Genomic DNA, 13886 nt, shown 5'->3' with positions numbered 1-13886 from the left:
TCGGTTGTTATTGCGATTGCAGCCCCACCGCCGTACGCGGCATGCCAACGAAACCCGGCAGTGCTTCGATGCTGGCCAGCCAGGCGCGTACCTTAGGGTAGTCGGCCAGGGACACATTGCCTTCCGGCGCGTGGGCCACGTAGGTGTAGAAGGCGATATCGGCAATGCTGGGCTGCTCCCTGGCGAGGAAACGGCTCTGGCTCAGTTGCTGCTCCATCACGCGCAGCAAGGCATGGGCACGGTTGATTGCGCTGACAGTGTCCACCTCGGCCCCAAACACCGTGGCCAAGCGCGCCGTGGCAGGCCCGGCATGGAGTGGGCCGGCGGCGGCCGAAAGCCAACGCTGCACCCGCGCTTGCCCGACAAGGTCACTGGGCAGCCATTGGCCGTTGCCATAAGTGCTGGCGAGGTAAAGCAGGATGGCATTGGAGTCGGCCAAGACCGTGCCGCCGTCATCAATCACTGGCACCTGGCCGAAGCTGTTCAGGGTGGTGAGAAACTCAGGCGTTTTATGCGCACCTTGCTTGAGGTCCACCAGGACAAATTCACTCGCCAGCCCCAGCAGGGACAACATCAGCTCAACCCGATGGGAGTGGCCGGACAGGGGGAAACCATAGAGTTTGATCGCAGGCTGGGTCATGACAGGCTCCAAATGAGTGGGTATCGACGCCAGGGATGCTCTACCGCTGCCCTGTCTGGCGGAATGACCAGGATTCACAATCCAGCATTTCATCCAGCGAAACAATACATCGTTGGCGTGGCAGCCAAGCCGGGCGCGAGCGTTTCATAAAAAAATTCAAACTATCGCCCTCCCCATCGTTCACACCTTCACGTGCAACGTTAAGTAGGAGGCAACATGCAGTACCGACAACTGGGTCATTCCGGCCTGCTGGTATCGGAAATCATCCTGGGCACCGTGCCCTTTGGCGGTCGCGCAGAATTTGAAAAATGCGGTGCGGTGGACGTGCCCCTGGCCAAGCGCATGTTCGATATGGCGTTCGACGCCGGGGTGAACATGGTCGACACCGCCGATCTCTATTCCCACGGCCTGGCCGAAGAAGTGGTGGGCAAGGCGCTGGGCGGCAAGCGCAACGACATTCTGCTGGCCACCAAGGGCCGCAGCCCGGTGGACGACAACCCCAACAACTCCGGCTCATCGCGCTACCACTTGATCCGCGCGTGCGAAGCCAGCCTCAAGCGCCTGGGCACCGACCACATCGACTTGTACCAACTGCACAACTGGGACGGTATGACGCCGATCGAAGAGACCCTGGAAGCCCTGCGCCTGTTGGTGGGTTCGGGCAAGATCCGCTACTTCGGCACCAGCAACTTCACCGCCTGGCAAATGATGAAAACCCTGGGCAAGGCTGAACTGCACGGCATGCTCAAGCCAATTACCCAACAGATCTACTACACCCCGGAATCCCGAGAGGCCGAGTACGAGTTGCTGCCGTTGGCCCTGGACCAGCAGATCGGCACGCTGGTGTGGGGGCCGATGGGCGAAGGCCTGCTGACCGGCACAACCCGACGCGGGCACAAGCCGCCGGCCAATACCCGCCAGGGCAGCGGTTGGCCGGAACCCTATGTCCACGATCAGGAACGTGCGCTGGACATTATCGAGACCCTCGCCGCCGTCGGTGATGAACACGGCGTCTCGGTCGCCCGCACCTGCCTGGCCTGGCTCAAGGATCGCCCGGGGATCACCTCGCTGATTGTCGGCGCCCGTACCGAAGCACACCTGCGCGACAACCTGGCGGCCACTGAACTGAAACTCACCGAAGCGCAGTCGGCGCGCATCGAAGCTGTCACTCGCCGTCAGCCGTTGTACCCCTACTGGCACCGCTTCACCGCCGGGATTGATCGTTTTGACCCCGCAGAGCAACCGTTCCTGGCCGAGCATCAAAAAACCCTAGATGCCCGCCAGGACAAATAACCCCCCCCCCCTTGGAGCAGGCTTTTCTGTAGGAGCGAGCTTGCTCGCGAAAAAACCACAGGCACCGCGTTTATTCAGGAAGCACGCGTTATCGTTGACGTTTTTCGCGAGCAAGCTCGCTCCTACATTTTTGGGGTTGCCACCCGATGGCAATGCTGCCTATATTTCCGCCTGGCGCTCTCTACGCCACCTTCCGCGGAAAGGGCTGCGCCCAAGACATCCCAGCTCCACCCATTTCTACGACTCCCAACCTTGAAGCGGAAAAGGTTTGTGCAAGGAGCTCGTATGTCGCAACGCCCTTTAGCCTCCACTACCAATGGCCGCCTCAACCTTGAGCAGCAGCGCAAGCGCGCCAAGGAACTGTTGTCGCAGCTGAAAAGCCTAGACCCCAGCGCAACCTTGTCCCAGGCTCAATGGCAGGTAGCCAAACAGCTGGGCTTCGCCAGTTGGCCCAAGCTCAAGGCCCACGTCGACGCCCTCGACTTTGCCGCCCGCCACCCTGGTTTCGATGCCAGCGATGAATCCCGCACCACCCACTGGCGCTGTGGCAACGATATTGCCCACAGCCTGCAACTGGCCGGGTTCAAGGGACAGTTCCGGATGCTCACTGACCCGCTGTGCATGGGGCCAGTGCGTGAACTGCCCAGCGAAGCGTTCCGAGCGATGCGCAGTACCTTTATCAGTCAGGCCTTTGCCATTGACTCCACTGAAGTTGCGCATCGCATCAACGATGAATACAACCAACTACAAGCCTTGAACAACGCCGATCCCAGTGTGCTGTGGTGCGAGGCGGACGCCTACGATCAATTGTTCCTGGTCCGCGCCCTGGCTGGCCTTGAGCAGGCGCCGCGCAAGCTGGAGCTGATTGAGGCAGACCGAATTCCCGGAGTCGAGCGATTTATCGGCATAGGCCAATTGGCCCCCGATGTGCTGGCCTGGCTCTGGCCGCAGCGGCGCTTGATCGACGACGACGCAGTGCAGTTGGCCAAACGGGTCTGGTCGGCTTACTGCGACAGCTCACCGCTCAACCTCGCGGAACTGGCCCATGGCAATCACCCTGCCCTGCCTTTTCTGGCACCGGCGTTACGGCGCCAGCTACAGGAGTTGCCGGGTATCGAGGACGGTTTGTCACTGACTGAACGTTTGTCCCTGAGGTATATCGCTGAGGCCGGGCCTGTGCCTTTCGGTCGGGTGTTTGCCGAGTTGATGGCCAAGCGCGAGCCACTGCCTTTCCTGGGCGATAGGATGTTTCACGCGCTGCTGCGCCCATTGATTGATGGGACGGCGCCGCTGCTGATCGAGGCCGAAACGGACGTGGAGTGGCCGCGCCGCGTATTGGCGTTGACGCCACTGGCGCATCAGGTACTGGACGGCAATGCCTGCTGGCTGGAGCACGCCAGCCATGAGCGCTGGGTCGGTGGTGTGTGCCTGCGGCCACGGCAACCTCATTGGGCACTGGGCCTTGATGATCTGCCCGTCTGGCGTGACTGATGCTGCGCGATACGATCAGCGCTTGGGAAACAACCCCACGGCACATGCCACCACAGTCGGGTCGCCCTGGTAGACCGCCCGCGGGCTCATCGAAGGCTGGGGCGCTCGGCCGTCCACGGCGCGCAGCATGGGCCACTCAGCGGTCGGAGAACTGTGTGCCGGATCGACAATTTCCATGCAGCGACGCAGAGAGGTGAAGTCTGGCGACTGTGACAACGACAGGTGCAGGGTCTGGCTGACCGAGACCGACACTACCGAGCGCTGCGCACATTGCCCGTCATAGATCAGCGTGTGGCGGATCAACGGGTTGTCATGGCAGTACTTGAGCAGGTTGACCTGCCGCGAGTGCACCAGCGCAGTGTTGATGATCAGCAGGTCAAACGCCACAACGCCTGAGCGTGTCAGTGCCTGCAACTCGTCGAACGAACTCAACGGGGCGATGCGGTGATAGCCCAGCTGGTTGAGCATTTTCTCGATCTTGATCCGTTGCAAAAGCTCTGCATCGGCAATCAGAAGGCGTAACGCTTTATTGGACATAGGGTAAACCTGACAGTTGGGCATCCGCGTCGATCATTCAACGCTGAGCAAAGTAACCGTCAGGGGTGAACCCTGACTTTAAGGCGATTCTGAAACGGCAATCCGGGGCACACCGTACTTTTAAGAATCGCCTCAAAGCCTTCGCGCCACTCGCTACCTACCATGGGCTGCGTTCCCTTACCCGACCATGGAATTACCGTGTTCATGTTTCTACTCAGAATGGTGCTGCTGGCCTGCGGGTTGCTGGTGCTTGCGCCCCCGCCTGCCGATGCGGCGCTGAAGATCGAAGGCACCCGCCTGATCTATTTCGGCCAGGACAAGGCCGCCGGTATCAGCGTGGTCAACCAGGCCTCGCGGGAAGTGGTGGTGGTGCAAACCTGGATCACCGGCGAGGACGAATCAGCCGACCGCACCGTGCCCTTTGCCGCCACCGAGCCATTGGTACAACTGGGCGCCGGGGAGCATCACAAGCTGCGCATCCTGTATGCCGGTGAGGGCTTGCCCAGCGATCGGGAATCGCTGTTCTGGCTCAATATCATGGAGATCCCGCTCAAGCCTGAAGACCCCAACAGCGTGCAGTTCGCGATCCGCCAGCGGCTCAAGCTGTTCTATCGGCCCCCCGCACTCCAGGGCGGCTCGGCCGAGGCGGTGCAGCAATTGGTATGGAGCAGCGACGGGCGCACGGTGACGGTCAACAACCCCAGCGCCTTCCACCTGTCGCTGGTCAACCTGCGAATCGACAGCCAGACGCTCAGCGATTACCTGCTGCTCAAGCCCCATGAACGCAAAACCCTGACCGCGCTCGACGCTGTGCCCAAGGGCGCCACTCTCCATTTCACCGAAATCACCGATATCGGTTTGCAAGCCCGTCATAACACGGCTCTCAACTGATAAATCACGGGGTATTTATACCAATGTCACTGACCAAACGCTGTTTACCCCTACTGATATGGGCCTGCGCGGTCCTGCCCGCCACCAGCCACGCACTGGCCTGCCGCGAGGACGGCACCAACTCGATCATCACCCAGGAAGCGCTGGGCACGGCGCTGGCAGTCGCCGCCGACGCACCCAACGGCACCATCATTTGGGAATCCGGCCCGCGCTCGACCAATGTCATCTGCAAGGACGACTACCTCCACGGCCGTGAGGAAGTGTATTTCTATGTCAACCCGGCCAGCGTGAGTATCGGCACCGGGATCCGCGTGGGCATTCGCTATAACAACCAACCGATTACCCAAAGCACCGGTAAGGTCGGTACCGGTTTCTTCTCCGACCGAGGCTGCAATTTGTCCAACTGCGTGGGCTGGGACAAGGCGCGCTTCACCCTCAATTTCAGCGTGTTCATCGAGAAGTACGACCCCACGCCACCGAGCGGCCAGGCCAGCACCCTGACCTCTTACCGCGTGTTCCAACTGGACGGCGTGCGCGGGCTCAACTCACGACCCAACAGCAACTTCAATTATGTGGTCACTGGCATGAACGATATCCGCTTCGTGCCTTGCACTCCCGAACTGACCATCAGCCCCAGCGTGGTCAACTTCCCCACACCTTCGCGCAAGGCCTCGATCGGTGAAGTCGCCAGCAGCGCGAACTTCAGCCTGAACCTGCGCAAGGGCTGCGACACGCCCTATACCGTCAGCGCACGCTTCGCCACCACGCCGGGCGGCGGCAGTGTGAACAATGGCCTGCTGGTGCCGGACAACAACAGCTCAGTCGGCATCTCGCTGTCTCGCGCCGAGAGCCAGCAGCAACTGCCCTTCAATAACTGGTTCACGCTGCAGGAGCTGATGGGCCTGGGCCAGAGCCACGATGAATTCCGCGCCGACCTCAAGTGGCGCACCCTACCGATTCCCGGAGCGTTCGACGCTGCCGTAGTGGTGGATATGTACTACAAGTAGGTGATTTTTAAGGATCGTCTTATGCCACCGGCAGAGGCCGAGACGTAAAGTCTGCCGATGCGATTGAAAAGTTATCTGCTCCAGATCAACCCCGTCCTCTCCCGACCCGAAGCAGCCAGAAGGCTGCTTCGTATTTTTGCGAGCGTGCTGCTGGTAGGCATCCTCAGCGGGGTCTATACCTTTTTGCTGTCGACCTTCAACAACGACATCTCCCAGCGCCGCGGCTACATGAGCAGCGCCATTGCCGAAGCCCATACCTTTTTCACCAACCGCCAAGCCCTGCTCGAAAGCCTGAGCCTGTCGGCAGTGCGCAAGCAGTCCAGGGTCTATCCGTCCTCGGCCGAAGAACAACACCTGGAATTGGGCGACACATCGGGCAACCAGTGGAGCATCTGGCTGACCGCACGCATGCGCGACTACCTCAAGGCCACACAGCTGAACCTACTCTATGTCAACGCCGGCCCCAACCCGCAAGTGATGCGCCTTTACGACGCCACCGCGCAGGTATTGCCGATTTCCAAATGTATGCTCAACCGCCTCAAGGCTCTGCAGCACACCGACCCGGCCACGCTTAACGAACTTTGGCTGAGCGACAGGACTGAACAGCACTCGCACCTGTATATCTTCATCCGCCTGGACGAGCGTGATCGCGACTCCGGCTGGCTCGGCCTGGAGATGGATAGCCGTGAAGTCTCATCGACACTCAGCGACCAGAGCGCCGGTGAGTTCATGATGCTCAATTCCCAGGGCATGCTGGTGTTCACCAACAGCACCGATACACAGTTGAGCCAGCAACACCTGAGGCCCGGCGAAGACAGTTTTTTCGGTTTTGTCGGCAGCGGCTGGCTGCCCGACCACCTGGTGATTCGCAAACACCTGAAGTCCTCTGAATGGCAGTTGATGTACTCCATCGACCTGCGTGCGGTGGTCACCGGCCTGTGGAAACAGCTGCTCGGTTCGCTGCTGTTCTGCCTGTTCAGCCTGACACTGATCTGGCTGGTGATGCGCCGCGTCGATCAGCGTTTCATCATTCCGTCGATCCATCGCATCCAGGCGTTGATCGAAAGCGAAGCCTTCGGCCGCGATGTGATCCAGACCGCGCCAGTGGCCCTTTGCGTGCTGCGCCGCACCGACGGCCGGGTGGTACTGGAAAACACCCTGGCCCAGCAATGGCTGGGTAACGGGCCGGAGCGCGAGGCGCTGCGCGCCGGCTGGATCGAGCAAGCCTTTGCCAACGGACCTTCCGAGCGCAGTGACTACTTTGAAACCATCGACGGCCGTCACCTGTACCTGAGCAGTGCACCGACCCGCTACAAAGGCGAAGACGTGCTGTTTTGCGCCTTCAGTGACATCAGTGCGCGCAAGCAGGTCGAGGCGGCGCTGGAAGAGGCGCGGCAATCGGCGGACGCAGCCAACGCGGCAAAAACCCTGTTCCTGGCGACCATGAGCCATGAAATCCGTACACCGCTGTATGGCGTGCTCGGCACCCTGGAACTGCTGGCGCGCACGCAACTGGATGCACAACAAAAGGACTACCTGCAGGCGATCGAAGGCTCATCGTCGACCTTGCTGCAACTGATCTGCGATGTGCTGGACGTATCGAAGATCGAGGCCGGGCAGTTGGCACTGGAGATGGGCGAGTTCTCGCCGCTGGACCTTGTGCATGAAATCATCCAGGGCTACGCCGCAGCCGCCCACGCCAAGGGCCTGCAGCTGTATGCCTGCTTCGATCCCAAGCTGCCGGAACGCCTGATCGGCGACGTAACGCGCATCCGCCAGATTCTCAATAACCTGCTCAATAACGCGGTGAAATTTACCGACTATGGGCGCGTGGTAATGCGGGTCAAAGTGCTGGGCCGCGACGGGGAACGCTCCAGTCTGTTGTGGCAAGTCTCGGACACCGGCAAAGGTATCGCCCAGGAAGACCAGGCGATGATCTTCGAGCCGTTTTACCAGAGTGAAGGCAATACCAATGTGGTCGCCGGCACCGGCCTGGGCCTGCCTATCTGCCAGCGCCTGACGGAGTTGATGAACGGCAATATCCGCATGGTCAGCGAACTCGGCCTGGGCAGCAGTTTCAGCCTGATCCTACCGTTGGAAGAAGCATCTGTTCCACCGATGACACCGTTGCTGGCTGAGACCATTTACGTGGCCTCGCCGATCCCGGAGCTGGCAAACGCGATCGCCGGCTGGTTGCGCCGCTGGGGCGCAAGGGCCCAGGCCGGCTTGCCGACGCTGGCGGACACGCATCTGCTGTTGCAAGTGCACCCCGGCAGCGTCGACCCGTTGCTGGTGCCCGAGTGGCCCGGGCCGGTGATTCACGTGAGCAGCAACGCCTGCCCCGGCGTAGAAGCCGACGCCGGCGCCTGGCACGTCAACCTCAACCACCTGGGGGCTATTCATCAGGCCGTGAGCCAGGCGCAAGGGCTATGGGTGGCCCGTGCCGATGAGCAAACGCACCGGCGGGATCTGAACAAACTCAACCTGCACCTGCTGGTGGCCGAGGACAACATCATCAACCAGCTGATTTTGCGTGATCAACTGGAAGAACTCGGCTGCACCGTGGAGCTGGCGGCCGACGGTCAGCAAGCGTTGCAGCTCCACACCGCCGGCAACTTCGACGTGGTGTTGACGGATGTGAACATGCCCCATATCAACGGCTATGAACTGGCGCGTGAACTGCGGCGCCAGGGCTGCACGTTGCCGATTATTGGGGCCACCGCCAACGCCATGCGCGGCGAGGCCGACCTGTGCCTGGCCGCCGGCATGAACCATTGCCTGGTCAAACCCTTTGCGTTGCGGGCTCTATTCAACTCCCTGGCGCCTTATGCACGGATCACCCATGAAGCCCCTTAGTATTTTGATTGTCGAGGACCATCCCCTGCAGCATATCTACCTGCAGAACTTGCTCAGCGAGTTGGGAGACTTCCTGCTCGAAACCGCCGAGGATGGCAAAGAAGCGCTGGAGCGCCTGCGCCAGCGGGACTTCGACCTGGTACTGACCGACCTGCTGATGCCCGGCATGGACGGCGTGCAGTTTATCCAGTGCCTGGCCAGCCTGCGCTGCAAGCCGGCGCTGGCAATCATGAGTGCGGCGTCGAGGCGCATGCTGATGGCGGCCAGCCTGGTGGCGAAAAACCTCGATGTGGAAGTGCTTGGCCTGATTTCCAAGCCCGTGAACGCCGAAGCCTTACGCACCCTGGTCAACCAACTCAGGAACAGGGTGCGCACGCCTACCCCCGAACTGCCCGAGCACATGGACATCGACCGTCACACGCTGGTGCAGGCCATGAGCAGCGGCCAGTTCCAGGCCTGGTTCCAGCCGAAAAAATCCCTGGCCAACGGCCGTATCGTCGCCGCCGAAGCCCTGGTGCGCTGGATGCACCCCGAACAAGGCGTGATGCTGCCTGCCGCGTTCCTGCCGGCAATCAAGGCGTTCGAACTGGAGGAGCGGCTGTTGTGGCTGGTGCTCAAGCAAGCGATCCACGCCCAGGAACACTGGCGCCAGCGCGGCTATGAAATTCCGGTGTCGATCAACCTGCCGACCCACTTGCTCAACAGCCATGACCTGGCCGACCGTTTGCTGGAGTTCGTGCTGCACCACGATGGTATCCCGGGAATGATCTGCTTCGAGTTGATGGAATGTTCGGTGCCGCAGGACATCAGCAATTTCTACGCCGGCGCCTGCCGATTGCGGATCAAGGGGTTCGGTTTGTCCCAGGATGATTTCGGCAAGGGCTACAGCTCCTACCTCAATCTGGTGTCCACGCCCTTTACCGAACTGAAGATCGACCAGGCACTGGTGCAGGGCAGCCACGACAACGAAGGCATCGCCCAGGCATTGGCGAGCATTATCGCGCTGGGCCGCAAGTTGGGTCTGACGGTGGTTGCCGAGGGCGTGGAGACCCCGCAGCAATTGGCGCTGCTGCGCAAAATCGACTGCAATCAGGTGCAGGGTTTCCTGATCTCTCACGCAGTGTCTTCGGACCAATTTCAGCAACTACTGAACAATGATGGCCCCGCGACATCTCACTAGCTGGCGGCCACGATCATAAGGAGTAAGCTCCATCCAGTGCCGATTTATCCTGCGCCTGCGGAAACCCCTGATGAAGCACAATAACGCGATTCTCGAAGCCTTTACCCGCAGCTCATTGCGTCTGAACAAAGGCTTGATGGTGTTGATGGGAATCGCGTTGCTGCTGATGCTGACCAATTACTGGTCTCTGCACCGAGGCGTCGAAGTGCGCTACAGCGCAATGCGCTTTCACTTTGCGCGGCTGATGGAAAACCTCGCAGAACAGCAAACCTACCTCAAGAGCCTGACACACCCCGGCATCCAGGCCGAACTGCTGCGCGCCACCCACGTGCAGGTCAGCCTTAAAAGCCGCATGGTCGACAACCGCCGCACACTGTACGAAGGCCAGAAGTATTCGTTTTCGGTGCCATTCAGCGTCAAGTTCGATGAACAGCAGATCAGCACCGCCGCCAGGCCGCCGATTTTTGCCCTGGGTGCGCACTTGACCAGCTACTACAGCGCCTTCTGGTCCTCGTCGCCGTACGAGGCGCCGCAAACCTTTGTGCTCAATCGCCAGGCCGACTACGCCATCACCATTCCGTCCGTGGGCTATCAGCACCGGGAAAACCCCGAGGATACCGACAACCCGGTGGCCCGGGTCAACGCCGTGCAGCAAATCCTTGCACAGGCGCCGCAGCCACTGGAGCAGAATCGGGTGTATTGGCAGGCCGGCCCCGAACCCGAGCATTTACTGGCCTACATCGGCCTGCCACTCGACGCCCAGGGCCAGGCTGTGATCGGCACCCTGCTCGACGTGTCGCAGGTCGACGATGTACAGCGCGCGCTGAATCACTCGGCGTTTGATCGCTTTACCCTGATTGGCCCTGACGGCAACCGGTTGATTGGGCCAACCACCCAGGCGCAGCTCAGCGATGGTGTGCATTTCACGGCCGACGGCTTTGAATTCAAGGTCACCGAGGCCGGCGACCAGCCCTGGAGCGCGGTCTATGGCCTGAACTACTCGCACTTCTTTCACTCCGCATTGTGGCCGTTGAGCACCATGGCGTTGCTGCTGTTCAGCCTGATTACACTGGGTTGGGCTGGCAGCCGATGGTATCGACGCCAGGTGATCACCCCAGCACAACTGGCCCACGAACGCATCGCCGAAAGCGTGGCGTTCAGCCGCGTGATCATCGACACCGCACCTACTGGGTTATGCGTGGTGCGACGCAGCGATGGCAAGGTATTGATCGAAAACCAGCGCGCCCAGCAATGGCCGGGCACCTCACGCCTGGTGCAGGCCATGGCCGGTAAGCACGATGGCGCCGAGAGCGGTGAGACGCACTTGGAGATCGAGGGCCGGCACCTGCAGATCGGCTTTGTGTCGACCCGTTATCAGGCTCAAGACGTACGCCTGTATGCATTCAACGATATCACCCGGCACATCGAAGACGCCCAGGCCCTGGAAGAGGCACGTCATGCCGCCGATGCGGCCAGCGAGGCCAAGACGCTGTTCCTGGCAACCATGAGCCATGAGATCCGCACGCCGCTGTATGGCGTGCTCGGCACCCTCGAATTGCTCGGCCTGACCGACCTCGACCCGCACCAGAAAACCTACCTGCACACCATCCAGCGTTCGTCCGCCACACTGTTCCAACTGATCAGTGATGTGTTGGATGTCTCGAAGATCGAGTCCGGGCAAATGGCGATAGAAGCCGTGGATTTCTGTCCGCTGGACATGCTCGAAGATACCTTGCACACCTACGCCGCCTTCGCCCGGCGCAAGGGGTTGCAGCTTTACAGTTGCATCGACCCGCAGTTGCCGAACTGCCTGATGGGCGACCCGATGCGCATCCGCCAGGTCCTCAATAACCTGGTGAGCAACGCCATCAAGTTCACCGACTTTGGGTGCGTGGTGATTCGTGCCAGGGTGGTGGGCAGCGACGCCAATAATGTCGACCTGGAATGGCAAGTCACCGATTCCGGCGTGGGCATTGCCGAGGCGCAGCAGGCCAAGCTCTTCGATCTGTTCTACCAGGCACCGGACACCGCCAGCGAAGGCGGCACCGGGCTGGGCCTGCCGATCTGCCGTTGGCTGGCGCAGATGATGGACGGCGAAATCCGCGTGGTCAGCGAGCCCGGACTGGGCAGCAGCTTTACCCTGAAAATGCGCTTGCCACTGTGTTGTGGCGCACTGACCAACCTGCCGCTGATCGAACCCAGCCCAACGCCGGTGTACGTGCAGGCACCGGTACGCGAACTGGCGCAGGCAATGAGTGACTGGCTCAACCGCTTGGGCATCACCGCCGCCCGGGCCGCGCCCCCCCAGGACAAAGACAGTCACCACGCGGTACTGGTAGATCTGTTACCTGGCGAGCCCCCCAAGCCATGGGCCGGCCAACGTGTGCTCTGCCTGCCCGGTGCGCACAGCCCGCCGTTGCACACGGCGCAAGGCTGGGTGGTGGATATGCACGACATACGCACCATCGCCGCCACCGTATCACTGGCGCAGCACGGCAGGCACGAGCAACCCACGGCGACCCGGCCACAAAGCGCCGGGCGGCTGGAGCTGCGCATCCTGGTGGCCGAGGACAACCCGGTCAACCAGGCGATCATCAAGGAGCAACTGGAGGCGCTCGGTTGCTCGGTGAGCCTGGCTGCCAACGGTGAACAGGCGTTGCAGTTATGGCAACCGGAGGCCTTCGACCTGGTGCTGACCGACGTGAATATGCCGTTGATGAATGGCTATGAACTGGCCAGGACCTTGCGTGAGCATGATCCACAGTTGCCGATTGTCGGCGTGACCGCCAATGCAATGCGCGAGGAAGGCGTACGTTGCCTGGCAGTGGGCATGAACGCCTGGATCGTCAAGCCCTTGAGCCTGCAGACCCTGCGCGACCAGTTGATCAAACTGTGCAAGATCAACTCGCCGGTTGAGCCTGACGCCCAGGTATTCGACGACCGCGTGCAACTGTCGGACAAGATGCGCCCGCTGTTCATCAGCAGCGTGAAGCAGGATGTGCAGCGCATCGGCGTGGCACTGGTCCAGCGTGATGCCCGCGGCCTCGGCCAATTGCTGCACTCGATCGCTGGGGCCCTGGGCGCAGTGCAGGGGCTCAGCCTGGCCCAGGCCTGCATCGAACTGGAAAGCGCACTTAACCGCGGCAGCCTCGACACAACGCTTGAGCTCAAGGTGAAGACTGTGATGCAGCGTCTGTCGGCCGTTCTGGAGACTCTCCAGCCCGGGCACTCTTCACTCACTTGAACTGGCACTACGGACGGCCCTTTATGAAAAAATTCAACGTGGTAATCGCGGACGATCACCCGATCGTGTTGCTTGGCGTTCGCGAACTGGTAGAGCGTGACATGCGTTTTCAAGTCGTCGGCGAGGCCGTGTGTTCGGCCGGCCTGATCGAGCTGTTGCAGCATCAAGGCGCTGACATCGTGATTACTGACTACAACATGCCAGGCGACTCGCCTTATGGCGATGGCCTGAAGCTGGTGGAGTACCTGAAACGACACTTCCCGCAGGTACAGATCCTGATCCTGACCATGATCTCCAACCACCTGATCCTCACCCGCCTGCAAGAGCTGGGCGTGGTCGGCATCATCCAGAAAAGCCAGTTGCATACCGAGATTCAACTGGCACTCAAGGCGATCGCCCAGGACAGCGACTATCGCAGCCTGGAGCCGCCAAAGACCTCGGTAATAGAGACCCTCACGGCAATTGACGAGCGCTTTACCAGTTTGTCGCCCAAAGAGTTCGAGATCCTGCGCCTGTTTATTTCCGGCATGAGCGTGAGTGACATTGCGCGCCGCCAGAACCGAAGTTCAAAGACCATCAGCGCACAAAAGATATCGGCCATGCGCAAACTTGAAGTCAGCAGCGACCAGGACCTACTTGCTTATTGCCTGGAACGTAACATCTTCAACTAACGCATAACTTGCAAGCCATTCCTGGACAATGGCTTTGCCCTTTATTTTCAAGCCTTTCACCGCTGCAACAGCACAA

General features: G+C 60.7%; 10 protein-coding genes. 8 read left to right on the top strand and 2 right to left on the bottom strand.

The features are described 5' to 3' along the window. Positions 1-7: 7 nt before the first annotated feature. A complete protein-coding gene (locus TX24_RS22560) occupies positions 8-640 on the bottom strand; it encodes a glutathione S-transferase family protein (RefSeq protein WP_057711165.1) in 633 nt (210 codons plus the stop codon). A gap of 216 nt (positions 641-856) precedes the next feature. Between TX24_RS22560 and TX24_RS22555 the strand changes: the two genes are divergently transcribed. Together TX24_RS22555 and TX24_RS22550 are read left to right on the top strand one after the other, a co-directional pair. Next, positions 857-1933 carry an aldo/keto reductase gene (locus TX24_RS22555; RefSeq protein ID WP_003192433.1) on the top strand — a complete coding sequence of 359 codons (1077 nt, stop codon included), beginning with the start codon at positions 857-859 and terminating at the stop codon, positions 1931-1933. A 285-nt stretch (positions 1934-2218) separates the two neighbouring features. Next, positions 2219-3424, top strand: coding sequence for a DUF1835 domain-containing protein (locus tag TX24_RS22550; RefSeq protein WP_057711163.1), 1206 nt, complete (start codon positions 2219-2221; stop codon positions 3422-3424). 15 nt (positions 3425-3439) lie between these two features. Here TX24_RS22550 and TX24_RS22545 read toward each other — a convergent pair whose 3' ends face one another. After that, positions 3440-3961, bottom strand: a complete 522-nt coding sequence (locus TX24_RS22545; RefSeq protein WP_003192436.1) for an ANTAR domain-containing protein — start codon at positions 3959-3961, stop codon at positions 3440-3442. A gap of 204 nt (positions 3962-4165) precedes the next feature. Between TX24_RS22545 and TX24_RS22540 the strand changes: the two genes are divergently transcribed. From TX24_RS22540 to TX24_RS22515, 6 genes are all read left to right on the top strand, one after another. Next, a complete protein-coding gene (locus tag TX24_RS22540) occupies positions 4166-4852 on the top strand; it encodes a fimbrial biogenesis chaperone (protein ID WP_244175905.1) in 687 nt (228 codons plus the stop codon). Positions 4853-4875: 23 nt separating this feature from the next. Then, complete coding sequence (locus TX24_RS22535) at positions 4876-5859, top strand: fimbrial protein (protein WP_003192439.1); 984 nt, start codon at positions 4876-4878, stop codon at positions 5857-5859. A 57-nt stretch (positions 5860-5916) separates the two neighbouring features. After that, on the top strand, positions 5917-8715 hold the full coding sequence (locus tag TX24_RS22530; RefSeq protein WP_003192441.1) for an ATP-binding protein: 2799 nt from the start codon (positions 5917-5919) through the stop codon (positions 8713-8715). Then, on the top strand, positions 8702-9895 hold the full coding sequence (pvrR, locus tag TX24_RS22525) for a response regulator cyclic di-GMP phosphodiesterase PvrR (protein ID WP_003192443.1): 1194 nt from the start codon (positions 8702-8704) through the stop codon (positions 9893-9895). The genes TX24_RS22530 and pvrR overlap by 14 nt, the downstream gene beginning before the upstream one ends. A 70-nt stretch (positions 9896-9965) precedes the next feature. Continuing rightward, on the top strand, positions 9966-13139 hold the full coding sequence (locus tag TX24_RS22520; RefSeq protein WP_057711156.1) for a hybrid sensor histidine kinase/response regulator: 3174 nt from the start codon (positions 9966-9968) through the stop codon (positions 13137-13139). A 23-nt stretch (positions 13140-13162) separates the two neighbouring features. Then, positions 13163-13810, top strand: a complete 648-nt coding sequence (locus TX24_RS22515) for a response regulator (protein WP_032880328.1) — start codon at positions 13163-13165, stop codon at positions 13808-13810. Positions 13811-13886: the final 76 nt, after the last annotated feature.

The sequence above is a fragment of the Pseudomonas lactis genome, assembly GCF_001439845.1.
GTDB classification, from domain to species: Bacteria; Pseudomonadota; Gammaproteobacteria; order Pseudomonadales; family Pseudomonadaceae; genus Aquipseudomonas; species Aquipseudomonas lactis.
This window is presented reverse-complemented; position numbering and strand designations above follow the sequence as displayed.